The sequence below is a fragment of the Caproicibacterium lactatifermentans genome (genome assembly GCF_013315815.1).
Lineage (GTDB): Bacteria > Bacillota > Clostridia > Oscillospirales > Acutalibacteraceae > Caproicibacterium > Caproicibacterium lactatifermentans.
On the sequence record NZ_CP046051.1, the window covers coordinates 1,364,786 to 1,390,626 of the forward strand.

The window sequence follows — 25,841 nt, forward strand, 5'->3', positions numbered from 1 at the left end:
CAATAAGAGGAGGGGCCGCAAATGGTATCTGTACACAGTCAGCTGGGAAAAAGAATGCTCATCTGTGACGGCGCAATGGGCACAATGCTGCAGCAGGCCGGCCTGACAGCGGGCGAAACAACGGAACTGTGGAACTTTTCCCACCCGGAAGTTCTGACACAGATTCACACCGCATACGCACAGGCGGGCGCTGACATTCTAACCGCCAACACATTCGGTGCAAATGGGATAAAGCTGGAGGACAAAACATATTCTGTCCCAGAGATTATCGCACAAGGAATCCGCCTTGCAAAACAGGTGGCTACACCGCTTGGAAAATGGACCGCACTGGACATCGGCCCGACTGGACGGCTGCTGGAACCCATGGGGGACCTCTCTTTTTACGATGCCTACCATGCTTTCACCGAAGCGGCAAAGGCCGGTGAAAAAGCCGGTGCCGACCTGATTCTTATTGAAACCATGAGCGATACGCTGGAAATGAAAGCCGCCCTTCTTGCCTGCAAGGAAAGCACAAACCTGCCTGTCTTCGCGACCATGACCTGTGATGAAAAAGGTAAGCTGCTGACCGGCGGTGACATTCCCGCGGCCGTGGTCCTGCTGGAAAGCCTGCACGCGGATGCAATCGGCTTTAACTGCGGGCTGGGACCAAAACAGATGATTGACTTTCTGCCGACACTGAGGGAATACACGGACCTGCCGATTCTCATTCAGCCAAATGCCGGACTGCCGCAGGTGGAAAACGGAAAAACTGTATTCTGCGTTGGTCCGGAAGAATTTGCACAGGACGCAGAAAGCCTTTGGGAAGGCGGTGCCTGGGTCTTGGGCGGCTGCTGCGGCACAACACCGAAACACATTCGGGCACTGGTGCGGCAAATGCAAGAAAAAGCTCCCAAGCCTCTGCCCGTACACAACCGCACCATCGTTTCCTCTTACAGTCATACCGTCACGTTCGGCGGCAGGGCTCAGCTGATTGGGGAACGCATTAACCCAACCGGAAAAAAGCGCCTGCAAAAAGCGCTGCACGAAGAGGATATTGACTATATCCTGCGTGAGGGCATTGCCCAGCAGGACGCTGGTGCCGATATTCTCGATGTAAACGTCGGCCTGCCGGACATCGACGAACCCCGGCTGCTTACCAAAGCGGTCCAGTCCCTGCAGAGCGTGACGGACCTGCCGCTGCAGATAGACACCAGCGACCCGCTGGCTATGGAACAGGCCCTGCGCATTTACAATGGTAAACCGCTGCTGAACTCGGTAAACGGCAAGCAGGAAGTGATGGACGCTGTTTTCCCATTGGTTAAAAAATACGGCTGCACGGTCATTGCGCTGACACTGGACGAAGGCGGCATTCCCGATACCGCCGAAGGCCGGTTGGCAATCGCCAAAAAGATTGTGCGGGAAGCGGAAAAATACGGTATTCCGAAAAAGGACATCATTGTGGACACGCTGGCTATGACCATTTCCGCGGTGCAGGGTGCCGCCCAGGTCACGCTGAAAGCGCTGCGGATGGCACAGCAGATGGGCCTGCACACCAGTCTGGGTGTTTCCAACATTTCCTTTGGCCTGCCGCACCGTGAACGGGTAACCGCCGCCTTTTTCACCATGGCCATGCAGGCCGGTCTGTCCGCCGCCATTATTAACCCGAAAAGTGCGGCAGTTATGGACGCGTGGCGCAGTTTCAACGCCCTGATGTGCTATGATAAAAATTGTGTACAGTATATCGCATACTACAAAGACCTGCCGAAAGCCGGTACACCCAAACCGGCAGCTCCTGTTTCCGCTGCTTCCGGCAATGCATTGTCCGCTGCAGCCGGCGGCGCACCTTTGCAGTCATGCGCGGCAATCTCCCCCTCCCCTGCCCCGAAAAAATCCCCTGCCGCCCAGCCAAACCAAAAAAGTGAACTATACCGTGCGGTTGCAAAAGGGCTGCAGGACAGCGCCCGTATTGCTGCCGCGGAATCCCTGAAAACGACCGCTCCGCTGGACGTTATTCAAAACGAATTGATTCCGGCACTGGACGAAGTGGGCAGCGGCTATGAAAGCGGAAAACTGTTTTTGCCACAGCTTTTGATGAGTGCGGACGCCGCCACCGCCGCCTTTGACGTCATTCGTTCTTCTCTGCAGGCACAGGGAAAGGGTGACACCAAAAAGGGAACTATCGTGCTTGCCACCGTTCTGGGTGACATTCATGACATTGGGAAAAACATCGTCAAGGTGCTGTTGGAAAACTACGGCTATGAAGTCATTGATTTGGGACGTGACGTGGACCCACAGGTAGTTGTAGATGCGGTGAAAAAGCACCATGCGCCGCTGTGCGGCCTTTCCGCCCTGATGACAACCACCGTTGTAAACATGGAAAAGACAATTACACGGCTGCAAAAAGAGTGCCCGTGGTGCAAAGTAATGATCGGCGGTGCCGTGCTGACGCAGGAATACGCCGACAAAATTCACGCGGACAACTACAGCAAAGACGCCATGGGTGCGGTCCGCTACGCGGCAACTATTTTTGACTAACATATAAAAGAACACCTGCTTCTATTTCCAATCTGGAAACGAGAAGCAGGTGTTCTTTTGTTTGCTGTAAAGATTAAAGCGTGCCAAAAATACGGTCGCCCGCATCGCCCAAGCCGGGCACAATGTATCCATTTTCGTTCAGGTGGTCATCGACCGCTGCACAGTACAACTGTACATCCGGGTGTGCCTCCGTAAAGGCTTTAATGCCTTCCGGCGCGGCAATGATGCACATAAACTTAATGCTCTTCGGATGGCTCTTTTTAATGATGGAAACAGCGTCCTTGCCGGAACCACCGGTTGCCAGCATGGGGTCCAGTACAATGACCTCCCGCTCCTCAATATCGTGCGGCAACTTGCTGTAATATTCGACCGGCTGCAGTGTTTTGGGGTCTCGATACAGGCCGATATGGCCAACCTTGGCGGCCGGCACCATGGACAGCACGCCTTCCACCATGCCGAGTCCCGCGCGCAGAATGGGCACGAAAGCCAGCTTGCGGCCGGCAATCACTTTCGTTGTTGCCGTAGCGACCGGTGTTTCCGTGGCTGTTTCTTCCAGCGGCAGGTCACGGGTTGCCTCGTAGCACTCCAGCATGGCAATTTCACTGACCAGCTGACGAAAATCCTTACTGCCGGTGTTTTTATCCCGCAGGTAGGTCAGTTTATGCTGAATCAGCGGGTGGTCCATAACAAATACATTTTCAGGGTACTGCATAAAAGATGATACTCCTCCCGATATGTTTACAGTTCTCCATTTTCAATTTTTGCAATTTCGTCGATACGGCGCTGGTGGCGGCCGCCTTCAAACGGCGTATCCAGATAAATGCGCACCAGCTCCAGTGCCTTTTCTGTTGTTAACACGCGGCCGCCAAGGCACAGGCAGTTGCAGTTGTTGTGACGGCGTGTAAATTCAGTGCCATAAGGCTCTGTTACAACAGCCGCCCTTATTCCATGAACTTTATTTGCCGCAATCGACATGCCAATGCCTGTCCCACAGCAAAGGATTGCCCGGTCACAGGTACCGTCGGCAACACTGTGTGCAACCTTTGCCGCAAACAGCGGGTAGTCAACACTTTCCTCACTGTCTGTTCCAAAATCACGGTATTCGATTTTGCGGCTTTCCAAATATGCTTCAATTTCTTTTTTTAGCTGAAAACCGCCGTGGTCGCAACCGATTGCTAACATTTTCGATTCCTCCGTTTGATTGTTATTATCATTTTTAAAGCAAACCACATTTTCAATAGATGTTTTGTATGCAGCCTGCTTTATAAGCAAGACGGACCAAGGGAAACACATTCATGTCCGAAATGACAGCATCCACGGTCATGATTGTTTTTCTGCCGCGCGGCGCTTTTTTAAGGAACGCTGTGCCTGCGGTGGACGCAAGTAAATCGGCATCAGCTCACGGGCAGAAACCAGCTTTCCCTCTTTGGCCGCACGCGCGGCACATTCGGCTGCACCGCTGGCACGCTGAAAGCGAATCGGCTCCGGCGCAAGATGTACACCGGCCTGTGCAAAAGCTGCCGATTGTGCGCAAAGCTGTGCGCCGTCCCCTACCAGCACAACCGGCTGTGGATAAGAAGCACACTCTTTCGCAAGTGCTTCAATGGAAAAAGCACGGTCCGGTGTCAGACGCTTTATTTCTCCATTACGAATGGAAAAAACAGCATTGTATACCTGCGCGCAGCGGGCATCCATGACACAGCAGGCGGTGCAGTCCAATACACGCAGATTTTCCGCCATGGCCTCCAGTGAGGAAACACCCGCGCACGGTTTGTTTGCCGCAAACGCCATTCCTTTGATGCTGGCAACACCGATACGCACACCGGTAAAGGAGCCAGGTCCGGCCGTAACCGCAAACAGGTCAACCTGCTCAAGCGGTATTTTTGCGTATTCCAAAACACCACATATCATGGGCATCAGCGTCTGGCTGTGTGTCAGCTTTACATTCGTGTAGCATTCACCCAGTACTTTTCCATCCTGCCAAACGCAGGCGGAAGCCGCCCCTGCCGAGCAGTCTATTGCTAATATATTCATGCTATCGTCCTTACTTTAAAGAATCTACAACTGCAGCGGACAGACCAGTCATGGTAATGGTGCGGTCATCGTCACCGCTGCCGCGCGCAAAAGTAATGTGTATGGCTTCCGGCGGCAGAGCTTCCTCGATATTTTCACTCCACTCAATGACCATAACGCCGCCGTCCTCCAGATAATCAAAATATCCAGTGGAGGAAAGGTCATCCCAGCCCTCTACCCGATACATATCAAAGTGATAAAGCGGCAGACGGCCACCGTCATAGACATGCACCAGCGCAAAGGTTGGGCTGGAAACGCCCCCTGTACCCAATCCCGCCGCAATGCCGCGGGTGAAAGCCGTTTTTCCCATACCCATCGGCCCAAACAGTGCCAGTACTTCGCCGCCGGAAAAGGCCTTCGCCATTTTTTTGCCCAAAGTTTCCGTTTCAGCGGCCGAGTGTGTCTGCAGGACAGCTGTATGATTGTTTTCCATTTTCATATTAAAACAGCCCGATAATGCGGCCGTCGTCGGTTACGTCGATACGCTCTGCCGCAGGCGACTTCGGCAGGCCCGGCATCACCATGATATTGCCGGCATAAGCAACCACAAAACCTGCGCCGTTGGAAAGCTTCAGGTCACGGATATGCAGTGTAAAGTCATGCGGCCGGCCCAGCAGCGATGGGTCATCCGAAAGGCTGTACTGCGTTTTGGCTATGCAGACCGGCAGCTTGTCCCCGCCGAGTGTCTTAATTTCTTTCAGCGCTTTCTTTGCCTTTTTGGTATATACCACATCTTTGGCTCCGTAAATTTCCGAGGCAATACGGGAAATCTTATCTTCCAGCGGGCTGTCACCCTCATAGAGAAAATGGAAATGATTCGGCTGTTCGCATGCCTTGACTACTTTTTCGGCCACTGCTATGCCGCCTTCTCCGCCTTTGGCGAAAACTTCTGACAGCGCAAAATCAGCGCCGCGCTCATGACAGTATTTCCCGATATACTGCAGTTCTTCCTCCGGGTCATTGTTAAAGCGGTTGATAGCGACAACGACCGGCACGCCGTACTGATTCATATTGTCGATATGTGCGCCCAGATTGACAATGCCTTTCTTCAGCGCTTCCATATTTGGTGCCGCCGTGTCGGTCTTAGATACGCCGCCGTTATATTTTAGCGCACGGTCCGTTGCCACCAGCACGATTGCCGAAGGATGCAGTCCGGTTAAACGGCACTTAATATCCAAGAACTTTTCCGCACCAAGGTCACTGCCGAATCCGGCCTCCGTAATGCAGTAGTCGCCGAGCTTCAGCGCAATCTGTGTTGCACGCACACTGTTGCAGCCATGGGCAATATTGGCAAACGGTCCGCCGTGCATAATAGCTGGTGTATTCTCCAGCGTCTGTACTAGATTCGGGTTAATAGCGTCTTTCAGCAAAGCTGCCATGGCGCCCTGTGCGTGCAGGTCGCTGGCATAAATCGGTTTGCCCTCTACAGAATAAGCCACCAAGATACGGCCCAAACGCTCTTTAAGGTCATGCATATCCGAAGCAAGGCAGAAAATAGCCATCACTTCGCTGGCAACGGTAATGCAGAATCCATCCTCACGGACAAATCCGTTCGGCTTTCCGCCCAGCCCAACAACAACACTGCGCAGGGCGCGGTCGTTCATGTCCATGCAGCGGGTAATCAGGATGCGGCGAGTGTCAATATGCAGAGCATTTCCCTGATGAATGTGGTTGTCCAGCATGGCGCAGAGCAGATTGTTTGCCGCTGTAATGGCGTGCATATCACCGGTAAAGTGTAGGTTGATGTCCTCCATAGGGACAACCTGTGCATAGCCGCCGCCAGCCGCGCCGCCCTTAATGCCGAACACCGGACCAAGGCTCGGTTCACGCAGAGCGATGACCGCTTTCTTCCCGATTCTGCCCATTGCTTCGCCGAGACCGATGCTGGTAGTGGTTTTTCCCTCTCCGGCAGGAGTCGGGTTGATTGCTGTCACCAATACCAGCTTTCCATTTGGCCGGTCCTGCAGGCGGTCAAACAGCGACTGGTCCAGTTTGGCCTTATATCGGCCGTAAGGCTCCAGCTCTTCTTCCCGAATTCCAAGTTTTGAGGCAACTGCAGTGATTGGCTGCAGTTTTGCCTGCTGTGCAATTTCGATATCCGTCACGATGCGATTCCTCCTAGCACATTCTTGTTTTTAAGTATAACACAACTGCGGCCCTGGTGGAAGTACAGATTCTGTGCTTTTGCGACATTTTCCCGCTGGAACAGCCGAAAAACAAACTGCAGCGGCGGCTGCCGCAGGCTAGTGTACGGGTCTGTTTTGTGCTATAATAGCACAGGAAATCTGCCGCACACACTGCGGTGAAAGGACGTGTGTAATGAATCACTTTGGTGCCCGTGCGGCCGATTACTTTCGGCGCACTGACAAATTTCTGTGGGTAGTCATGCTTTTAATCTCCACCTACAACCTGCTTCTGCTGAAAACCGTCCCCCGAACCGACGGCGGCCGCAGCTGGCTTTCCGTGCAGCTTATGGCTATAATTGTGGGGTATATTGGTGCTGTGCTTCTTTCCCTTGTTGACTACCACACCATTGGAAACTATTGGTACATGGTAGGTGGCTTCTGCATTTTCTTGATTTTGCTGACTTTGGTAAAGGGTGTTACCATAGAGGGCACGGCTGGTGTTGCCGCCAAGGCGTGGCTGAAACTGCCGGGCGGCATGACGTTCCAGTCCAGTGAGCTTGTAAAAATCGGTTTCCTCATCACCTTCGGCAAGCATCTGGACGAGCTGCGGCGCCGGGAAGAACTGGACCAGCCGCTGCAGGTGTTGCTGTTGGCGGCCCACGCAATGATCCCCATTGTCTTGACGCACCTGCAGAAAGATGATGGTGCTGCCGTTATCTTTGCCTTTATGTTCCTATTTATGGCCTTTGCCGCCGGTGTACAGCTGCGTTATTTCGCCGCGCTGGCGGGCGTTCTGGCAGTTATGATTCCAATTGTGTGGAAATTTGGGCTGGAAGATTATCAAAAGACGCGGCTGCTAACTTTCCAGCACCCGGAAGCGGACCCGCAAGGGTACGGCTTTCAGCAGCTTGCCGGCAAGCTGAGCATTTCCAGCGGACAGCTGACCGGCCGCGGGCTTTTCGTTTCTCCACGTGTCAATTCCAGTTCCGTACCGCTGCAGTGGAGTGACTTTATTTTCTCCGTTGCTGGTGAAGAACTGGGCTTTGTCGGCTGCGTCGGCATTTTGGTCCTGCTGATTGCCTTAATGCTTGTATGCCTGCGCAACGCGCGCCGCGCAGAAGACCTGCTGGGCAGTAGCATTTGTGTCGGCTTTTTCGCCATAATCTTTTCGCAGACACTGTTTAACATTGGCATGTGTCTTAATCTGCTGCCGGTCATGGGCGTAACCCTGCCGTTCTTTAGTTCCGGCGGTTCCTCTGTCATGTGCCTGTATTTTGGCTTTGGCCTTGTGGAAAGCGTAGCGGTCCACCGCAAACGGAATAATATTGGGCAGCGGCTTTTTCTGGATTGACTGCTGTGCTTCTCGAGTGAAATTTTAATGTTTTGTCCCCGGTTTTTTACCGGGGACATTTTTTATTTACACTTAATAAATGTCAGCACTGTATTTTTGACCTTAAAGTTGAAACAATAATAAAAATCGCTTTAAAAATAAAGGTGTAGACAAAATCATGATACAAGCAATTTTGAAAAAAATCAGATACTGGCAGCTTATCAAAAATTCAAATAACACTGACGAAAAACCTGTGAAGAAGGAAAAAAAGAAGCTCAGTCTGTCATTAAGCACAAATATAAAATGGTTTAAGGAGCTTCTGGGAAAAAGCGATGATATTAAGGTTCGCGAATTTACATTTGGAAACAAACGTGTTGTAAATGCTGCTTTGATTTTCATTGACGGTCTGGTCAGCAATGAAATCATCACTGAAAGCATCATGAAACCTCTTCTGCTCTATGATGAATCATTACAGGAGACTCCCACAAACAATGCCCATGATTTGATGAATCAGATACAAAGGCGCGTTCTTTGTTCCGGCGATGTAACGGCAAATTCCTATGTGGAAGACTTAGTTACCAGCTGTCTGCGCGGCGATACAGTTCTGCTGCTAGATGGAACCTGTCAGGGTCTGGTCGTAAGCAGCAAAGGTTGGGATAAACGCAGTGTAACGGAACCGCAGACAGAATCTGTAGCAAGAGGTCCCAGAGAAGGCTTTACAGAAAATTTCAGAACTAATACTTCTCTTCTTCGCAGAAAAATTCGCAGTCCCGCGCTGCGAATGGACAGCTTTACAATAGGCGAAAAGACACACACGATGGTCTGCGTGGCTTATCTAAAAGGAGTTGCCGACGAAAAACTAATAGAAGAAATAAAGCGCAGACTGAACACACTGAAAGTAGATGCCATACTCGAATCTGGCTATATCGAGCAATATATCGAGGATGCACCATTCAGTCTATTCCCAACAATCGGAAAAAGCGAAAAGCCCGATGTAATTGCGGGAAAAATTTTAGAGGGACGTGCCGCAATCATTGTAGATGGTACACCATTTGTTCTAACCGCTCCCATGCTGTTTACAGAAAGTTTTCAAACCGCAGAGGATTATTACAGCCGAACTCTTTACGCCAGCGCCATCCGGCTGATGCGTTTCTTATCTTTTTTGATTGCTGTCTTTGCTCCGGCATTTTATGTGGCAGCGACCATATTCCACCAAGAAATGATTCCTACCAAACTTCTTTTTACCATTGCCGCTGCAAGAGAGGGCACACCTTTCCCTGCAGTAGTAGAAAGCCTTATTTTGCTGCTTGCATTTGAAGTACTCCGTGAAGCAGGACTTCGATTGCCTCGGCCTGTCGGACAAGCGGTAAGCATTGTTGGTGCACTGGTTATGGGAGATGCCGCAATTTCGGCTGGTTTGGTAGGGGCTCCGGTCGTTGTCACCGTTGCCATATCTGCAATGGCTGAATTCGTTACTCCGGAAAATCAGGACTCCATTACTTTGCTGCGGCTAATATTTCTTCTTTTGAGTGCAGCCTTAGGTGGCTACGGAATTATGCTCGGTACATTGGGAATGCTGATTGATTTGGCATCACTGGAATCTTTTGGTGTCCCCTATTTTGCCGGCATAGCACCGGCACACTCGCATGATATGGAAGATTTGTTCGTTCGGGCACCGCTCTGGTCAATGACTGAACGTCCACCAGAGTTTGCGCGTAAAGACCGGACGCGTCAAAAGGGATCCAAGCCACCTTTTTTTCATCATAAATCATAACGGCAGGAGATAAAATGAAACGAAAAAAATATATTGGCGTATTTCTTGCAGCTGTGCTAATTCTTTGCTCTTGTACCGGCTGCTGGGGCAGTAAAGAACTTACGGACATGGTTCAGGTTATCGGCACCGGACTTGACAATGCAGAAAACGGACAAACCAAACTGACCGTTCAGGCTGGAAGCGCCAGCACTTCTAAGTCAGATAACAAAAAGAAAAGTGCCGAGTCACAGATAATTTTATATCAAAAAACTGGGAACGGAATTTTTGACATGGTTCGGGATATTACACACGAAAGCAATCGCAGACTGTTTATAGGACATAACCAGTGCATTGTTTTTGGAAAGGAAGATGCACAAAAAGGTGTTAAAAATCAGCTGGATTTTTTTCTGCGTGACTCCGAAGCTAGGATGGATGTCAACATTCTGGTTTCCGATTCTACCGCAGAAGAAATTTTAAGCACACAGACAGAAGACTATGATATGCCTGCAGTGGGCATTAAACAGCTTTTAGAAATGCAGCAGGCAAATGCTGAATCCGTCAGTACTGATTTGATGGACTTCTCCTTAGCTCTCGCCAGCGAAACCACCTGTCCTGTTGCATCCATGATTCATCTTTCCAAAAGCAATGGCAAACCAAGATTTGTTGTTTCCGGTACTGCCGTATTCAAAAAGGATAAATTGGTTGGCACATTGGATGAAGAAAAAACACGGGGATATTTGTGGGCAATGAATAAAGTGAAAAACGGTGTTGTAAATATTCAATCCCATTCTCAGCCTGTCTGCCTTGAAATACTAGGCAGCCGGGCGGCTATAAAACCTGTGCTGCAGGCGAATCATCATTTAACCGTTCATTTTCCCATCAGTGTCAAACTTGGCATTCGCGAAATTAAAAATCAGGATGGCATCAGTTATGACGAGTTGTCCAAACAACTGGAACAGGATGTCAGTCACCTCATTCAGAAAAAGATTTCAGACTGTTTTCATGAAACGCAGCTGTACGGAACAGATATTTATGGAGTTGGAAAGTTGGTAGAGGAAAAATATCCGCAGGATTGGGACAATATCAAAGATAAATGGGACACTTTATACCGGAACAGCATTCCTGAAGTGAGCGTTGAGGTCAAGGTGAAAGATTCTGGTGAAATTTCTAAAACTTACGGCTAATCAGGGGCGGCTATGAAAAAGACGAAAATCAGCAGTTCACAACTATTTTATACCATAATATGCTATATACAATCATTTTCGATTGTTATGAATTTCTCATTCGGCATTTCCGGCAGAGATACTTGGTTTGCACTCCTTTTAGGAAGCGGAATTGCCTTCCTGTCTCTGCGAATAAATATAGCCATTATGCAACATTTTCCCGGTAAAACTTTGGTTGAGATCAATTCTATTCTTTATGGTCGCAAAGTTGGAAAAATCCTTTCGCTTTTTTATCTGCTTTATTTTCTGTTCCTGTCATCTGTTAATTTACACGATATAGGTGACTTTGTAGGCCTGAGCATTCTGCCTGAAACACCCACTGTTGTAATCCTTGTTTCCTTTATGATTGTTTGCGGCTGGGCAGTCATGAAAGGTTTAAGGGTTATTGTTCGGTACAGTGCCGCTTTCTCATGGATAACTTTTATTGCTTTCATTGTAACAACAATATTAGTCAGCAGCAAAGTGAACTGGCACAACTTACTTCCAGTTTTAACAACTGCGCCGAAAAGCATCCTGCAAAGTGCTTGGATTACTTCCTTTATTCCGCTTAGCAGTGCCGTTTTACAGATGGTTGCTCCCAATGTCTGCAAACCTAATGAGATTTCCAAAATACTGACCAAAGGGCTTTGGACTGGAAGCTTGTTTATGATTGCAGTAATTATCAGAGATACTGCTGTATGGGGAAATATGGCAAAGTCGTTTGTTGTTCCAGCTTATGAGACACTTCGCCTGTCCGGATTTTCAGAAGTTTTTCAGGGAATGGACGTTGTTTATGCGGTTATTCTGATAACCCTTGAATTTTTCAAAATCGCACTTCTTGAATCTGTTCTGCTGTCTGGTTTTTCCCAGCTAACAAATCAAAAATCTCATCCGAAGATAATGGCCGTGATTGTCAGCGTGCTGATGGCGCTGATTGCATCCCAGATTTTCCCATCCATTCCACGGCATATTGTTTTTGCACAGAAAACCGAACCATTTATTCTGTCAATATTTGAATTTTTTCTGCCTTGCATATCCCTTTTGCGCATAAAATGGACCTGCCGAAGCAGGTCCTGATGGAATCAGGCGGCGCCCTGCTTAGAAAATAGCATAAAAAATCTGCCGGGCCAAAGGCTCGGCAGATAAGCTTTCTGATGGGTTTTAATTAAAACTGCAGCTTATCCTGCGGTATGCATAGGAATGCGCAGGGATACTTCTGCTGCACCTCTTCAAGCGCCTTCTGTGCCGTCGGTTTTGTACAGAACAAACCGAAAACGGCAGAGCCGGAACCCGTCATACAGGCACCCAGCGCACCGGCCCGCAACAGCCGCGCACGAATATCCGCTGTTTCCGGCAATGGAATCAGTGTCTGAAAGGCATTGCACAAAGATTGCCCCACTGCTGCCAGGCTGCCGCGGCGCAGAGCCGCTTCCACTCTTGGTGTTCCACGCTGCGGGGGCAGGCCATCTTCATCGGCACGGCGGTATGCCATAGCTGTGCTGATACCGGCAGCAGGTTTACAGACCACAAACCAGCAGGGCGGCAGGGCCGGCAGCTCCGTCAGCTGTTCCCCAATGCCTTCCACACGTGCCGTACCTCCCTGTACACAAAACGGTACGTCTGCACCAATGGACTCTGCCGCACGGCACAGCCGCGGCGCCGGAATCGCACAACCATACAGACGGCACAAACCGCGCAGCGCCGCCGCTGCATCTGCACTGCCGCCGCCAAGCCCCGCCTGACTGGGAATCCGTTTTTGAACTGCAATGCACACATCTTGGTCCTGTATGCCGCTTAGCTGAAAAAACACCTCCGCCGCACGAAAGACCAGGTTGTCTTTTCCTTCCGGCACATTAGGGGCACCGGGTACGGCGGACAAAGCGGAATCCGGTTTGCAAAGGACCTGCAGTCCCTCTCCGCCGCGGGAAAAAGAAAGCGTGTCATGCAGGGAAATACTGACATTGACCATGGAAAGAAGATGATACCCGTCCACGCGCCGGCCGGTAATATCCAGCGAAAGATTCAGCTTGGCAAAAGCCGGTTCCTGCAGCATGAAGCATCCTCCTTACAATGTATTCGCGTGATGGCTCTGCATAAAATGCCTGATGCGGGACAGGGCCTCTGTAATATGTTTAATACTATAGGAATAGGACACACGAACAAAGCCCTCGCCACAGTCCCCAAACGCATTGCCCGGCACAACGGCCACATGTTCTTCATGAATCAATTTTTCACAAAAATCCTCACTGGAAAGGCCGGACGAACGAATACATGGAAATACATAAAAAGCCCCTTCCGGCTCGAAGCAGGACAGACCCAGCTTGTTGAACCCATCTACAATCAAACGGCGGCGCATATCGTACTGTTCCCGCATATAAACGCAGTCATTGTCCCCGTTGCGCATAGCTTCGACCGCCGCCAGCTGGCTCATGGTCGGCGCGCTCATAATAGCATACTGGTGCAGCTTTGTCATCTGCTGAATAATAGGTGCCGGCCCGAGTGCATAGCCCAGGCGCCATCCGGTCATTGCAAATGCCTTGGAAAAGCCGTTGACAACAATTGTGCGCTCACGCATATCCGGAATATCTGAAAAAGTGACGTGGCGGGTATCCCCGTATGTCAGCTCACTGTAAATTTCATCGGACATGACAAGAATATCCGTCCCGCGCAGCACGTCGGCAAGGGCATTCAGGTTTTCCCGGCGCATAACAGCACCGGTCGGATTGTTGGGGTAAGGCAGAATCAGCAGTTTAGTGCGGGGCGTAATGGCTGCCTTCAATTCCTTAGGTGTCAGACGAAAACCGTTTTCCGCTTTCGTTTCCAGAATAACCGGCACACCGCCTGCCATTTCCGTTAAAGGCTGATAGCAGACAAAACTGGGCTGCGGAATCAACACCTCGTCTCCGGGCTGAATCAGTGCACGAATACAGTTGTCGATTGCTTCGCTTCCCCCAACAGTGACCAAGCATTCGGTTTTTGGTTCATAGGCAATATGGTAGTGCCGCTGAAACCACCGGCAGATTTCCTCCCGCAGTTCCATAAAACCGCGGTTTGGACTGTAGAATGTTTTACCGTCCTCCAAAGAGCGAATGCCCGTCTGCCGAATATGCCACGGCGTAACAAAATCCGGCTCGCCGATAGAAAGGGATATGACGTCTTCCATCTCGCTCGCAATATCAAAGAATTTACGGATGCCGGAAGGCTTCAGTGCCTGAATATTTGAGTTCAGGCGTTCTGTGTAGTCAATCACAGAACAGGTCCCTCCTCTCGTCCTTTTCCTCGGCGGCATTCATGACAATACCGTCCGCCTTATAGCGTGTCAGGACGAAGTGCGTGGTAGTAGAAAGGACACTGTCCAGCGTGGAAAGCCGGCGCATGACAAACATGGCAATCTCCTGCATACTGCCGCCGTGCATAATGACACCGAGGTCATAGCCGCCGGAAACAAGGTAAACACTGTCCACTTCCGGCAGGCTCATAATTTTGCCGGCAATTTCATCAAAACCACGCTCCCGTTTGGGAGAAACCCGCAGTTCTATAATGGCAATGGCGTTGTTCCCATCCACCTTTTCCCAGTTGATAACAGCTTTGTAGCCGCGGATAACGCCGCTCTTTTCGTACTGGGTGATGGCGTTGCTCACTTCTTCTTCGGTTTTGTCCAGCATAACCGCCAGCTGGTGGGTTGTCAGGCGAGCATTCTCATTCAGCAAAGTCAGCAGTCTATCCATTGATTTCATTCACTCCTCAGGTTGTTTTTCTATTCCAGTCTGAAACAGAAAAATGCAGTTTCTCTTTTATTTGCTCCATTATAGCACACCGGTTCCTCATAAGCAGCTGCATTTTTTGCTTTTCGCCGCTTTTTTATTCAGGAAATCGGGTACATCTCCGCCTGCCGACCTGTATAAAGGGCAAAATGTGTAAATCCTAGATTTTCCAGCATACGCAGGCCATCTTCAATGCCGCTGGCCACGTCGGCCCAGCGATGGGCGTCGCTGCCCAGTGTTACCCGCTTACCGCCAAGCTCTTGGTAGCGCTTCAGAATCGGGCTGTCCGGCAGGGTGCGCCCAATACGCTGGCGCAGGCCGCTGGTGTTGACCTCCAAACTTTTTCCGCGGACAATCAGTTCCCGCAGCACGGCATCGATTTCCTCCCGAAAGGGTGCATAATCGATGTGCATGGCATTATGCTCGCCGCCGGTATAGCGCCATGGATAAGTCATATGTGCCAGTGAATCGAACTGTCCCCACTTCACTGTTTCCAGCATTTCCGCAAAATAACGGTGCAGAAGGGCATAAATGTCACAGGTGGAATAATCCAAATCATAAAAATCCGGCTGTCCCGTGACGTTGTGAATGCTGGCCAAAATGAAATCATAATTGCACTGGCTCAACACATGCTGTGCAGCCTTTACGTCCTGCAGCGGCTGCCCCAGCTCTATGCCCGCACGTACATGCAATCTGCCGCGGAAGGCAGCCTGTGCCCGGCGCGCCTCGAAATAAGACTGCAGCGCTACTCGGTCGTATTCTTTGGTCCAGTACTCATTACACTCGCAGTGGTCTGCTATTGTCAAAGAAAAGAGGCCCTGCCGTGCAGCACTGTCGCACAGCATCATAGCCGAGTCGTGGCCGTCAAAGCTGCAGTCCGTATGGCAGTGGGAATCCGATGTATAGCGATACCGCATAAACCAAATGCTCCTCTCTGGTATAACATAAACGCAGAACGGCCTCCGCCCCATAACAGAAACCTTTCTGTACAAAAACAACTCTTTTTATTGTAGCATAACCAAAAAGAAAATCCTACCTTCAAGGTTCCTTTTTTGCCATAGATGCCACCGAATATTTTGAACACTTTGACAGGGCATTGACAATTTACCGATTCACGTTCATAATAAACTTATGCATTTTTATTGTTTCTTTCAGTCATTTCAATCACAAAACGCAATCTATACCGGCTTCTGCGTACAAAAAAGCGCAGAAAGAGAAAGTGGAGGGAAAAATCTATGCGGCGTGCCGTTATAACTGTACTGGGCAAGGACATGGTGGGAATTCTCGCAAAGGTTTCAGCCATCTGTGCGGAAAACAGTGTGAATGTGCTGGAGGTCACCCAGTCCGTTCTGCAGGACCTGTTTGCTATGATTATGCTGGTAGACATTACTGACCTGAAAGTTCCTTTCAGCCAGCTGATTGACTCTTTCAGTGCAATGGGCAAGAAAGAGAACCTGACCATTCACGTTATGCATGAAGATATTTTCGATGCCATGCACAAGATTTGAATACCTGCAAATACAGTAGTGAGGCGGTATAAAGAATTATGATCGACACCCATGATATCCTGGAAACTATCCAGATGATTGACAATGATAACCTCGACATACGCACCATCACCATGGGTATTTCGCTGCTAGACTGTATCGACAGCGACCCGGACCGCGCGTGTGATAAAATTTACGACAAAATTTGCCGCTATGCCGGCAAGCTGGTGCAGACCGGCGAAGAAATCAGCAAGGACTACGGAATTCCCATTATTCATAAGCGTATTTCCGTCACACCGATTGCCATTGTGGCCGGTGCCTGTCAGGACCGGAATCCCGTGCGCTTTGCCAAGACACTGGACCGTGCCGCCAAAGCGGTCGGCGTCAACCTCATTGGCGGCTACTCCGCACTGGTGCAGAAAGGCTTCGGTCCCGGCGACTATGCTTTAATTGACAGCATTCCGCAGGCTCTGGCGGAAACAGACTGTGTCTGCTCCAGTGTCAACGTCGGCACCACCAAAGCCGGCCTGAATATGGACGCCATTAAAAAAATGGGGCAAATCGTCCTGAAATGTTCAGAAGCAACCGTGGACCAGGGCTGCATCGGTCCCTCCAAGCTGGTCGTTTTCTGCAACGCACCCGAGGACAACCCCTTTATGGCAGGCGCCATGCATGGCATTGGCGAGCCGGACTGCGTCATTAACGTCGGCGTATCCGGCCCCGGTGTCGTGCGCGCTGCACTGCACAAGTGCCCGGACGGCGACCTTAGTGAAGTGGCGGATATTGTGAAAAAGACCGCTTTTAAAATCACCCGTATGGGACAGCTGGTGGCACAGGAAGCCAGCCGCCGCCTATGTGTGCCGTTTGGCATTGTGGACCTATCCCTTGCACCGACGCCAGCCGTGGGTGATTCAGTCGCGCATATTCTGGAGGAAATGGGACTGGAGCGCTGTGGTGCCTGTGGAACGACCGCCTGCCTTGCCTTGCTGAATGACGCTGTAAAGAAAGGCGGCATTATGGCAAGCTCCCATGTTGGCGGTCTGTCCGGTGCCTTTATCCCTGTATCAGAAGATGCCGGTATGATTGACGCGGCAAAGTGCGGCTGTCTGACAATCAACAAACTGGAAGCCATGACGGCCGTGTGCAGTGTTGGACTGGATATGATAGCCATCCCGGGCGATACGCCTCCTGAAGTGATTTCTGGTATTATTGCGGATGAAGCCGCCATCGGCATGGTCAACCTCAAAACGACCGCTGTGCGTGTGATTCCGGCCATCGGCAAAAAAGCCGGCGACGACCTCAACTTTGGCGGCCTGTTTGGTCACAGCCCAGTTATGGAAGTCAACCGCTGGTCTCCAAAGAAATTTATCGACCGCGGCGGCCGTCTGCCCGCACCCATGCAGAGCCTGAAAAACTAAATTGATGTGATTAGATAAAGAACAGCACTTCGATAAAATATCGAAGTGCTGTTTTGCCTATCAATCGGCCGTTTCAAATAGATTTTCGTCTGGATATAGGAGGTTCTTCATACCCGAAAGCAATGACGTCGATTCCACCGAATAGGCCCGCAAACGTGCGTCCGCTGTACTTTGCCGCCGGGAAACACCTAGATACCCAAATGACACACAAAGTCATCTACCGTTGCTTCCGGCAGATTCATCTGCAGGTCCGGCGAATGAAACAATGCGATATTTTCCACATGACGAATGCCCTCCCCCGGCTCTACTGTGTAGAGAGGCGAAAGCGTGCGCAGGTCCGCGTAGTCGTCGCAGATATACGTTTCCAGCGAAGAACCAAAGTCTGGATACGGCTGCCCCACCGCATGAACAAAGCGCTTAACCAGCGTACAGCCGTGATTGGAGTATCCAACCCAGCCCTGCAGGTCATTCACACCGAATTTTAAATTCTTTCCATACAGGGACTGCCGTACCAAAATATACTTATCCCCCAGTGACAGCCGCTCATCCCGGAAACTGGAAAAAGGCCATAGGCTGAAGTTCCGGTTCGGCATGTGTTTTTCCTCACTGCCAACGTTCTGCGGAATAACCACTATACCGCCCGGCGCCAGCATGGTGCTGCCGCATAAAGACAAACGCTTCTTTTCATGGGAACAGTTCCGCAGCTTATTGACAATCATTAGGTCAGAGGCATCTGCCCCCATCATAACGTCAAAGGACAGCTGCAGGTCATTTTTTTTCTGCTGCGGCGGTGTAAAGCTGACACCGCCGTTCAGCAGGCCGTAAACAACCGGTTCGTTGTCCGGGTAATAGCTTTGCGGCATTCGGTCCGGCGCAGGGCAGATACGGTGACCGCCATATTCATAAAATGCCGCTTTCGGTCCATAATAGGCTTTTAGCTTTTCATTGGCAAAGACGTGGCTTCTCTCCTCATCCCAGTAAAGCAGGTTGGGACCGTCCAAAAAGCCGATACGGGCAATGCGCGGGCCAAAGTCAATGGTAACCAGTACATCAATAAAGTGGTTGCTGATGCGCAGGCATCGGCCGTAGTTACTGTACTCCACTTCCTTGACATCGATACTCATGTACAACACTCACCTTTTTCAAGTACCAGTATTCCAGCAGTTTCATCCAGCCCTGCCGGACATGGTCTTGGGCAGCACAGTGCCCAGATATTTGTTGCTCTGCGTTCTAATGAAAGCACGTTTTGCCCCGTGCTGTCAAGTCTTTGTTTGTCGGAAGTATGTGTCAGCAGAGGCAGTGCACCCTTCCCCGCGGCACAGGCAAGGACCTGCCGGCCGCCGGGACCGAAGCCCAAGATGTGCAGATAGGGCGGATAATCGGTACTGTCTGCCGCACGCAAGCCAAGAAAAGCAGAAAGCACCACCCGATGCAGCCGTGCCAGACTGTAGCGCCGGGTTTTTGTGAGGCGAAACAATTCTTCCAGCGAACACGCCCTTTGTGCCGCCTTGAAGATCCGGTTTTCCAGCCCCTCGGAAAGGTCGGGCAAGCTGGCATATTCCGCGCGTGACATAGTGCGCAGACGATACAGGACTGCACGCTCCAGCCGGTCAAGAGAGGCTGGTGCCCTGCCCGCCTGCAGTTCCCGCCGCACAACGGCGGCGCTTCCTTCCGGCAGTGCATCGGCCCAGTTTCCATGGCTCTGCACCAATGTTCGGATACGGCTGGCAGAAGGAATGCTGCTTTCGGACATACTGCCGTGTTCTGCTCCCTGCCGGCAGATGGTAAATGGCTGCATACGGCTTTGCTGTATTTTCATTGCCTTACAATACTCAATTCCCAAAATGTTGTTGGGCGTACGCAGCAGTGCAGCCGTATCCGCCCCTGCCAGCGCAGTCACGGCTGCTTCCCGGGCCACGGCAAACGGCGTGCCGTCTTTCATCAGCCGCCGCAGCCGGGAACCGAATTCCGGGCACAGCAGCACTTCCGCGGCACGCTGCAACTGGTCTGCACTGCCGCATTCACTTCCAAAGGCCAGCATATCCGCGCCCAGCGCATCCGCCAGTGCCACCCCGCCCCGCGCAAAAGTTTCCGCACCGGAAACAGCCCATGGAACCGGCAGCTCGGCGACCAAATCCACGCCGCCCGCAAGGGCCTGTCGGGTTCGCGCCCACTTGGAAAAGCAGGCCGCCGCGCCCCGCTGCAAAAAGCTGCCGCTCATAATGGCCGCCACATGGGTGGCACCCGCCGCACGCACCGCACGCACCAGCGCCATATGGCCGCGGTGGAATGGGTCATATTCTGCAATAATGATTGCCAGCTGCATGGGTTCCTTTCTCCCTTTTTAACAATTACCGGACTTGAATTTCTATGCTTTTTGTATTATTATAATACCGTATTTAGGCTCTTTCCAAGCTGAATGACATAGAAAATGAATAAATGAATAATGGAGGTTCCAAAAATGAAAGTTCTTGTCATCAATGCGGGCAGTTCTTCTTTGAAATATCAGCTGATTGATATGGATACGGAAAAAATGATGTGCAAAGGCAACTGTGAGCGCATCGGTCAGGAAAATGGTCACTTTGGTGTGACCACTGCTGACGGCCGCAAAATGGGTGAGGATGTTTCCATTCCCAATCATAAGGCCGCTTTTGAGATGGTCACAAAAGTTCTGGTGGACAAAACTTATGGCGTCATCAAAGACCTGAGTGAGGTTTCCGCGATTGGCCACCGCATTGTGCAGGGCGGCGATTTGTTTAAGTCCTCTGTTCTTGTCACTGATGAAGTGAAGAAAGGCATTGAAAGCCTTATTCCGCTGGCACCACTGCACAACCGCCCCGAACTGGACGGCATCAATGCCTGCCAGGAAGTTTTTGGCAAAGACATGCCGGAAGTTGTTGTATTTGATACCAGCTTCCATTCTACCATGCCCGCAAAGGCCTTTATCTATCCGATTCCGTGGGAATACTACGAAAAGTACAAAATCCGTCGCTACGGCTTCCACGGCACCAGCCACCGTTATGTTTCCATGCATGTTGCCCACCTGATGCATGAACCAATTGAAGACCTGAAGATTATCAGCTGCCACATTGGCAACGGCTCCTCCATTACAGCTATTGAGGGCGGCAAAGTAGTAGATACCAGCATGGGCCTGACGCCTCTGGACGGCTTCATGATGGGCACACGTTCCGGCTCCCTGGACCCCTCCGTTGTTACATATATTATGAAAGAAGAAAACCTGACACCGGACCAGATGGACAACATCCTGAACCGCAAATCCGGTATGCTGGGTGTTTCCGGCTATGCGGATGACCGTGATGTCACCAATGCAGAAATCCGCGGCGAACACCGTTCAATCCTGACTCATCAGATTCTGAACTATCAGATTGCAAAGTTCATCGGCGCATACGCTGCTGCTATGAACGGCGTAGATGTCATTACCTTTGAAGCAGGCATCGGTGAAAACCAGCCTGTCATGCGTTACAACGTCTGCCGTTATCTGCACTACATGGGTGTTAAGATTGACGGTGTGGCAAACGATGCAACAAAGCTTGGCAAAGAAGGCAAAATCAGCGCATTTGATTCTCTGGTACCAGTGTATGTCATCAATACCAACGAGGAACTGATGATTGCCCGCGATACCCGTGACATTGTTGATAAACTGACCTACGCAAAGACAGAAGATAAGACAGTTGTCGACCCGGAAGACATCTAATTATTCCGGTCCCTTGTCATAAAAAGCAGAAATTTTTGAAACAAAAAGGTCTTGCCAGAGTATTCTCTGCAAGGCCTTTTTTCTGTCCAGTCTTTGCTGCCTTCCAAAGGACAAAAATTGATTGATTATTTTTGTGCAAACCAGTTTTCAATTTTGGTGCAGGAAGCCTGTACCTGTCCCTGTATGAAATTTGGTTTGCCGCCGCCGCGGCCGTTCAGCGCCGCACTCATTTCTTTGCCCAGCGGACGCACGTCCTCTTTTTCGCTGGCCAAAACAAAACGATACCTGCCGTCTTTTCCGCTGAAAACAGCTGCTGCACGCGGACACTTGGACGCCAGCAGTGACGCATAATGGCGCAGATCATCCGGCCGCAAACCATCTTCAAAACAACACAGAAGGCCATTTTCACCCGGTGTGGCTTCGTTTGCCTTGACAGTGAAAAGTTCGTTCTGTACGCTATCCAGCCGGCGCTGCAGGGTGTCTTTTTCTTCGAGAACATGCTGTACGGCTTCCGCCGCCTTCTCCGGTTTTGCGGAAAGCAGATTGGAAACCGCACTGATGTCAGCAAGGCGGCCGCTGTAATCTTTCAGCGCGCGGCTGCCGCACAGCATAAAGATGCGTACACCGCCCTTGTAGTGCATCCAATTCAGCACCTTGACCATACCGACTTCACCGGTGTGCGCGACGTGTGTGCCGCAGCAAGCGCAGACATCATAGCCGGGAATCGTTACAATGCGCACACGGCCGGTCAGTTCCTTTTTGCTGCGATAGTCCAGCGTTTTCAATGTTTCCGCGTCCGGGTAACTTATCTGCACCGGCAGGTCTTGGTAAACGGCCTCATTGGCAAGACGCTCCCCCAGCAGAATCTGGCTTTCATCCAGCGGCTTGTCCAAATCCAGCGTCACACAGGTACTGCCCATGTGAAAGCCGACATTGGTAACACCGAAAAAGCGGTGCAGCACACCGGAAAGAATATGCTCACCTGTATGTTCCTGCATACGCGAACGGCGCAGTGGCCAGTTAATGCCGCCGGTCACCTGCTTGCCAACCGGAAGAGGTGCGTCTGTTTGGTGCAGAATCAAGCCGTCCTTGATATGTGTATCCAGCACATTTACGCGGTCCAACACACCTTGGTCGCCCGGCTGTCCGCCGCCTTCCGGATAAAAAGCAGTGCGGTTCAAGACAATCTGCCAGCCAGACTTTGTTTTTTCACAGGAAAGCACCTTTGCACGAAAAGTACGCTGATAGCTATTTTCATAATACAGTTTTGCAGTTTCCAAAACACGAACACCTCGGCTGTATAAATTTTCTTTTCCTACATTATACCGCATGGGAAAGGGATATATAATTCCTTTATTGAAATATAAAGTCATTCCCGCAGATGCAGATAAATTCCTGTCCGGCTTTCTTGAACAAGTTGTAAAGAATGTTTAAAATTACTTTATATCTCATTGAAATAGCGCCGTCCCTGTTGTACAATCGATAACAAAGACGAATTTTTTCATTTTTATAGAAGGTGGTATTATATGAATTGGCTGCAGAGGTTCATGTACGGGCGCCATGGTCCTGACCAACTGATGCTGGGGCTGTTTGTACTGTTCCTTATCCTCAATGTTGTCTGTCTGTTCCTTCACGGTTTGCCCTACCTGATTTTTGCAGTTCTGTCGACTGCGGTCCTGCTGTTCGCACTGTACCGTATGCTGTCCCGTAAAAATGAAAAGCGCTGGGCGGAAAATCAAAAATTCCTTTCTATCATGCAGCCAGTTTTCCGTTCTTTTCAAACCGGGCGCGCACGCTGGGCAGACCGCAAGGTCTATCGCTACTACCGTTGCCCAAAGTGCAAAGCCACCCTACGTGTTCCGCGTGGACGCGGAAAGATCTGCATTAAATGTCCAGTCTGTAAAACAGAATTTATTAAAAAAGCGTAAAAGAAGGTCTTCGCAAAACAGCGAGGACCTTCTTTTTTAATCCGGCAGGCTATTGTTTTCTGCTTTCGGGCAGGCCAGCGGCAGACGTACCGTAAAGGTGGAGCCTTCCCCGACCTTGCTTTCCACACTGATATCACCGCCGTATAAAACGGCGATGTGCTTCACGATAGAAAGTCCCAATCCCGTACCGCCGATTTCACGGGATCGGCTGGTATCTACCCGGTAAAACCGCTCAAACAGACGCGGAATATGCTGCGGCGCAATCCCTATTCCCGTATCCTGTACCCGCACAGCAGCGGCCTCCCGCTGTACTGCACCCGTCACCGTAACGGTGCCGCCGGGCCGGTTATACTTGACCGCATTTTCAATCAGGTTGCCAAACAGCTGCTCCAGCCGCATGGGAGAACAGCAGACATAAAGCGCAGGGTCCACCTGACAGCTGACAGTGACCTCATTTTTCTGTGCGGCGGGCTTCAGCCGCTTCACGCTGGCAGCAACCGCTTTCGCTACACTGACAGGGTGCGCCGCCGGGTCCTCCCGCATATTTTCCAAACGGGAAAGCGCCAGCATATCGTCAATCAGGTGCTGCAAACGTTCCGCTTCCATATCCAGCACATCGTAAAAATAGGCTCGGGTTTCGGCATCACGATTTTCGCTTTTCAGCAGCTCGATGCTGGCACGGATAGAGGTCAGCGGTGTTTTCAGCTCATGGGTGACATTGCCCACAAATTCACTGCGCATCTGCTCTAAGCGCTTCATGCGGCTGATGTCACTGACAACAGCCAAAACACATTTATCCTCTTCCGCCACCGCCGCATACACGGTAAACTGCTGGCCCTCCGTCACACCGGCAATTTGTTCCTTATAGGGTACGCCGCTTATTCGTGCCTGCTGCATAACTCTGCCAACATGATTTAACAGCAGGCTGCTGTCAAGGGACGAACCGACCGCCAGATTGGGACAGGAAAGCAACTTTCGAAGCCGTTCATTAAAGAACAGGACGCGTCCCTCCCCGTCAATGGCAAGTACACCGTCGTCCATGCCTTCCAGCAAACTTTTCAGACGGCTTTGGCTGTGGCGCAGCTCTAGTATGGCATTTTCGGTACTGCAGCTCATTCGATTAAACGAGCGTGCCAGTCTGCCTACCTCATCATTGGGATTCTTTACAGACATTCGGCTGCTGTAATTTCCCCGGCTGATTTCCTCCGCCGCACTGGTCAGTTCCTGAAGCGGCTGAAACGTGTGGGACAGCATCGGCAGTGTTGCCGCACATGCAATGAAAATGCCGACAGCCAAACAAATACCCGCTGTGACCGCCAAATTCCGCATGGCCGTATCCATTTCGGTTGTGCGCAGCGCTGCACGCAGAATATACTGGGCATTCACGCGCTGTGCCGCATACAAATACCCTTCATGTGTGGTTTCACTCTGACGCAGGTCATAGCCGCGGCCGCTGTGCAGGGCTTGCTGTACCTCCGGCCGCTGCAAGTGGTTTTCGTGGATATCCTTACATTCGCTGTCCCCAATCACACGGCCGCTTCGTTCAATAATGCTGACACGCACCTGCTGCCCTGCTTTTTGCAGGGCACTGCCAAGCCTCTGTGCTTCCTTCTGCGGATTTTCTGCAAACTGCTCGGACTCCAACGAAGAAAGGGACAGAACCGCGTCCAGCCGTCGGCTGAATTCCCGCTGATACTGGCTGCGCAGCTGAAAAGCGCATAACAAAAAAGCTGCCACAAAGCTGACCACAACAATCAGAACATTCAGCAGCGCCATTTTCTTTTTCAAGTGTTCTCAGCCGCCTCCTGTGTACAAAATTTGTAGCCTACACCGCGCACAGTCAGGATTCGAGTGGGATTGTCCGGATTATCTTCTATTTTCTGACGCAGGTAACGCACATGAACGTCCACAGTGCGGGTATCGCCAAAATAGGCCACACCCCAGACTTTGTCCAACAGGGTGTCCCGTGTAAGAACCTTGCCCGCGTGACGCATCAACATACACAAAAGGTCAAATTCTTTTGCGGTCAGCTCCACTTCCTGCCCAACTTTTTGTACGGTATGGCGGGTAACGTCCACATGAATGCCCGCCCCATTCAGGACCGACTCCGGCACGTTCGGCTGCCGAGAAGCACGCCGCAGCACCGCACGCACACGGGCACACAATTCCTTTATGCCGAACGGTTTTGTTATGTAGTCATCTGCGCCCATTTCCAGGCCCAGAACTTTATCAATTTCCTCCCCTTTTGCGGTCAGCATCAAAATGGGAATCGCGTGTGTTTTCTCGTTCTGCCGCAGAGCACGACATATCTGCAGACCATCCATTCCCGGCATCATCCAGTCCAGCAGGACGGCATCCGGCCGCCGCAGACGGATGCCCTGCAGCAGCGTTTCTCCGTCCGGAAATTCGCCGGTTTCAAAGCCGGCGTCTTTTAAGCCAAATGCAATCAGCTTTCGAATATTCCGTTCATCATCTGCGATATACACCAGTGCCACTGCCTGTTCCTCCTCTTCCGGCATTTCTCTTACAGG

At 51.0% G+C, this 25,841-nt stretch carries 23 protein-coding genes; 9 read left to right on the forward strand and 14 right to left on the reverse strand.

What is annotated here, in order from left to right:
• Positions 1-21 precede the first annotated feature (21 nt).
• Positions 22-2,514 (forward strand): homocysteine S-methyltransferase family protein, encoded by a 2,493-nt coding sequence (locus GJQ69_RS06675; protein ID WP_174193319.1) that lies wholly within the window; start codon positions 22-24, stop codon positions 2,512-2,514.
• Positions 2,515-2,587: 73 nt separating this feature from the next.
• On the opposite strand, the gene upp is transcribed toward GJQ69_RS06675, so the two are convergent.
• From upp to GJQ69_RS06700, 5 genes are all read right to left on the reverse strand, one after another.
• Positions 2,588-3,226 (reverse strand): uracil phosphoribosyltransferase, encoded by a 639-nt coding sequence (upp, locus tag GJQ69_RS06680; protein ID WP_086035423.1) that lies wholly within the window; start codon positions 3,224-3,226, stop codon positions 2,588-2,590.
• Positions 3,227-3,252: 26 nt separating this feature from the next.
• Complete coding sequence (gene rpiB, locus GJQ69_RS06685; RefSeq protein WP_086035422.1) at positions 3,253-3,696, reverse strand: ribose 5-phosphate isomerase B; 444 nt, start codon at positions 3,694-3,696, stop codon at positions 3,253-3,255.
• A gap of 138 nt (positions 3,697-3,834) precedes the next feature.
• Entirely contained in the window at positions 3,835-4,548 is a 714-nt protein-coding gene (gene tsaB / locus GJQ69_RS06690) for a tRNA (adenosine(37)-N6)-threonylcarbamoyltransferase complex dimerization subunit type 1 TsaB (protein ID WP_174193321.1), read from the reverse strand.
• Positions 4,549-4,558: 10 nt separating this feature from the next.
• On the reverse strand, positions 4,559-5,026 hold the full coding sequence (tsaE, locus tag GJQ69_RS06695; RefSeq protein WP_236849661.1) for a tRNA (adenosine(37)-N6)-threonylcarbamoyltransferase complex ATPase subunit type 1 TsaE: 468 nt from the start codon (positions 5,024-5,026) through the stop codon (positions 4,559-4,561).
• A 1-nt stretch (position 5,027) separates the two neighbouring features.
• Positions 5,028-6,695: a formate--tetrahydrofolate ligase gene (locus tag GJQ69_RS06700; protein ID WP_086035420.1), complete on the reverse strand. Its 1,668-nt coding sequence runs from the start codon at positions 6,693-6,695 to the stop codon at positions 5,028-5,030.
• 211 nt (positions 6,696-6,906) lie between these two features.
• On the opposite strand from GJQ69_RS06700, the gene GJQ69_RS06705 reads away from it, so the two are divergent.
• From GJQ69_RS06705 to GJQ69_RS06720, 4 genes are all read left to right on the forward strand, one after another.
• Positions 6,907-8,064 (forward strand): FtsW/RodA/SpoVE family cell cycle protein, encoded by a 1,158-nt coding sequence (locus GJQ69_RS06705; RefSeq protein ID WP_174193322.1) that lies wholly within the window; start codon positions 6,907-6,909, stop codon positions 8,062-8,064.
• A gap of 157 nt (positions 8,065-8,221) precedes the next feature.
• Complete coding sequence (locus tag GJQ69_RS06710; protein ID WP_086035418.1) at positions 8,222-9,817, forward strand: spore germination protein; 1,596 nt, start codon at positions 8,222-8,224, stop codon at positions 9,815-9,817.
• 14 nt (positions 9,818-9,831) lie between these two features.
• Entirely contained in the window at positions 9,832-10,980 is a 1,149-nt protein-coding gene (locus GJQ69_RS06715; RefSeq protein ID WP_174193324.1) for a Ger(x)C family spore germination protein, read from the forward strand.
• A 12-nt stretch (positions 10,981-10,992) separates the two neighbouring features.
• On the forward strand, positions 10,993-12,075 hold the full coding sequence (locus GJQ69_RS06720; protein ID WP_086035416.1) for a GerAB/ArcD/ProY family transporter: 1,083 nt from the start codon (positions 10,993-10,995) through the stop codon (positions 12,073-12,075).
• Positions 12,076-12,163: 88 nt separating this feature from the next.
• Here the strand turns inward: GJQ69_RS06720 and ispE are convergent, their stop codons facing one another.
• From ispE to GJQ69_RS06740, 4 genes are all read right to left on the reverse strand, one after another.
• Positions 12,164-13,051 carry a 4-(cytidine 5'-diphospho)-2-C-methyl-D-erythritol kinase gene (gene ispE, locus GJQ69_RS06725; RefSeq protein ID WP_086035415.1) on the reverse strand — a complete coding sequence of 296 codons (888 nt, stop codon included), beginning with the start codon at positions 13,049-13,051 and terminating at the stop codon, positions 12,164-12,166.
• 12 nt (positions 13,052-13,063) lie between these two features.
• A complete protein-coding gene (locus tag GJQ69_RS06730) occupies positions 13,064-14,287 on the reverse strand; it encodes a pyridoxal phosphate-dependent aminotransferase (RefSeq protein ID WP_086035414.1) in 1,224 nt (407 codons plus the stop codon).
• Positions 14,241-14,726: an Lrp/AsnC family transcriptional regulator gene (locus GJQ69_RS06735; protein ID WP_086035413.1), complete on the reverse strand. Its 486-nt coding sequence runs from the start codon at positions 14,724-14,726 to the stop codon at positions 14,241-14,243. The genes GJQ69_RS06730 and GJQ69_RS06735 overlap by 47 nt, the downstream gene beginning before the upstream one ends.
• 137 nt (positions 14,727-14,863) lie before the next feature.
• Entirely contained in the window at positions 14,864-15,679 is an 816-nt protein-coding gene (locus tag GJQ69_RS06740) for a histidinol-phosphatase HisJ family protein (protein WP_086035412.1), read from the reverse strand.
• A gap of 318 nt (positions 15,680-15,997) precedes the next feature.
• Between GJQ69_RS06740 and GJQ69_RS06745 the strand changes: the two genes are divergently transcribed.
• Both GJQ69_RS06745 and GJQ69_RS06750 read left to right on the forward strand, forming a co-directional pair.
• Positions 15,998-16,270 (forward strand): ACT domain-containing protein, encoded by a 273-nt coding sequence (locus GJQ69_RS06745; protein WP_174193326.1) that lies wholly within the window; start codon positions 15,998-16,000, stop codon positions 16,268-16,270.
• 38 nt (positions 16,271-16,308) lie between these two features.
• The gene (locus tag GJQ69_RS06750) at positions 16,309-17,667 is read left to right on the forward strand and encodes a PFL family protein (protein WP_086035410.1); all 1,359 of its coding nucleotides are present in this window, start codon (positions 16,309-16,311) and stop codon (positions 17,665-17,667) included.
• Between the two features lie 188 nt (positions 17,668-17,855).
• Here the strand turns inward: GJQ69_RS06750 and GJQ69_RS06755 are convergent, their stop codons facing one another.
• Both GJQ69_RS06755 and GJQ69_RS06760 read right to left on the reverse strand, forming a co-directional pair.
• A complete protein-coding gene (locus GJQ69_RS06755; RefSeq protein ID WP_086035409.1) occupies positions 17,856-18,791 on the reverse strand; it encodes a hypothetical protein in 936 nt (311 codons plus the stop codon).
• Positions 18,788-19,993 (reverse strand): tRNA(Met) cytidine acetate ligase, encoded by a 1,206-nt coding sequence (locus GJQ69_RS06760; RefSeq protein ID WP_086035408.1) that lies wholly within the window; start codon positions 19,991-19,993, stop codon positions 18,788-18,790. The genes GJQ69_RS06755 and GJQ69_RS06760 overlap by 4 nt, the downstream gene beginning before the upstream one ends.
• A 135-nt stretch (positions 19,994-20,128) precedes the next feature.
• Between GJQ69_RS06760 and GJQ69_RS06765 the strand changes: the two genes are divergently transcribed.
• Positions 20,129-21,382 (forward strand): acetate/propionate family kinase, encoded by a 1,254-nt coding sequence (locus tag GJQ69_RS06765; RefSeq protein ID WP_086035407.1) that lies wholly within the window; start codon positions 20,129-20,131, stop codon positions 21,380-21,382.
• Positions 21,383-21,507: 125 nt separating this feature from the next.
• Here GJQ69_RS06765 and GJQ69_RS06770 read toward each other — a convergent pair whose 3' ends face one another.
• A complete protein-coding gene (locus GJQ69_RS06770; RefSeq protein ID WP_174193328.1) occupies positions 21,508-22,662 on the reverse strand; it encodes an alanyl-tRNA editing protein in 1,155 nt (384 codons plus the stop codon).
• A 246-nt stretch (positions 22,663-22,908) separates the two neighbouring features.
• Between GJQ69_RS06770 and GJQ69_RS06775 the strand changes: the two genes are divergently transcribed.
• Entirely contained in the window at positions 22,909-23,310 is a 402-nt protein-coding gene (locus GJQ69_RS06775) for a UbiA prenyltransferase family protein (protein ID WP_086035405.1), read from the forward strand.
• Between the two features lie 36 nt (positions 23,311-23,346).
• On the opposite strand, the gene GJQ69_RS06780 is transcribed toward GJQ69_RS06775, so the two are convergent.
• Positions 23,347-25,098: a HAMP domain-containing sensor histidine kinase gene (locus tag GJQ69_RS06780; RefSeq protein WP_236849662.1), complete on the reverse strand. Its 1,752-nt coding sequence runs from the start codon at positions 25,096-25,098 to the stop codon at positions 23,347-23,349.
• A complete protein-coding gene (locus GJQ69_RS06785; protein ID WP_236849663.1) occupies positions 25,095-25,805 on the reverse strand; it encodes a response regulator transcription factor in 711 nt (236 codons plus the stop codon). The genes GJQ69_RS06780 and GJQ69_RS06785 overlap by 4 nt, the downstream gene beginning before the upstream one ends.
• Between the last annotated feature and the right edge of the window lie 36 nt (positions 25,806-25,841).

Bases quoted from the DNA above. Each gene is read 5' to 3' on its own strand.
- GJQ69_RS06750 (WP_086035410.1), top strand. From the start codon at position 16,309: ATGATCGACACCCATGATATCCTGGAAACTATCCAGATGATTGACAAT.
- upp (WP_086035423.1), bottom strand. From the start codon at position 3,226: ATGCAGTACCCTGAAAATGTATTTGTTATGGACCACCCGCTGATTCAG.
- tsaB (WP_174193321.1), bottom strand. From the start codon at position 4,548: ATGAATATATTAGCAATAGACTGCTCGGCAGGGGCGGCTTCCGCCTGC.
- GJQ69_RS06730 (WP_086035414.1), bottom strand. From the start codon at position 14,287: ATGCCGCCGAGGAAAAGGACGAGAGGAGGGACCTGTTCTGTGATTGAC.
- GJQ69_RS06735 (WP_086035413.1), bottom strand. From the start codon at position 14,726: ATGGATAGACTGCTGACTTTGCTGAATGAGAATGCTCGCCTGACAACC.
- GJQ69_RS06745 (WP_174193326.1), top strand. From the start codon at position 15,998: ATGCGGCGTGCCGTTATAACTGTACTGGGCAAGGACATGGTGGGAATT.
- GJQ69_RS06755 (WP_086035409.1), bottom strand. From the start codon at position 18,791: ATGAGTATCGATGTCAAGGAAGTGGAGTACAGTAACTACGGCCGATGC.
- GJQ69_RS06740 (WP_086035412.1), bottom strand. From the start codon at position 15,679: ATGCGGTATCGCTATACATCGGATTCCCACTGCCATACGGACTGCAGC.
- ispE (WP_086035415.1), bottom strand. From the start codon at position 13,051: ATGCTGCAGGAACCGGCTTTTGCCAAGCTGAATCTTTCGCTGGATATT.
- GJQ69_RS06760 (WP_086035408.1), bottom strand. From the start codon at position 19,993: ATGCAGCTGGCAATCATTATTGCAGAATATGACCCATTCCACCGCGGC.
- GJQ69_RS06775 (WP_086035405.1), top strand. From the start codon at position 22,909: ATGAATTGGCTGCAGAGGTTCATGTACGGGCGCCATGGTCCTGACCAA.
- GJQ69_RS06705 (WP_174193322.1), top strand. From the start codon at position 6,907: ATGAATCACTTTGGTGCCCGTGCGGCCGATTACTTTCGGCGCACTGAC.
- GJQ69_RS06765 (WP_086035407.1), top strand. From the start codon at position 20,129: ATGAAAGTTCTTGTCATCAATGCGGGCAGTTCTTCTTTGAAATATCAG.
- tsaE (WP_236849661.1), bottom strand. From the start codon at position 5,026: ATGAAAATGGAAAACAATCATACAGCTGTCCTGCAGACACACTCGGCC.
- rpiB (WP_086035422.1), bottom strand. From the start codon at position 3,696: ATGTTAGCAATCGGTTGCGACCACGGCGGTTTTCAGCTAAAAAAAGAA.
- GJQ69_RS06720 (WP_086035416.1), top strand. From the start codon at position 10,993: ATGAAAAAGACGAAAATCAGCAGTTCACAACTATTTTATACCATAATA.
- GJQ69_RS06710 (WP_086035418.1), top strand. From the start codon at position 8,222: ATGATACAAGCAATTTTGAAAAAAATCAGATACTGGCAGCTTATCAAA.
- GJQ69_RS06715 (WP_174193324.1), top strand. From the start codon at position 9,832: ATGAAACGAAAAAAATATATTGGCGTATTTCTTGCAGCTGTGCTAATT.
- GJQ69_RS06675 (WP_174193319.1), top strand. From the start codon at position 22: ATGGTATCTGTACACAGTCAGCTGGGAAAAAGAATGCTCATCTGTGAC.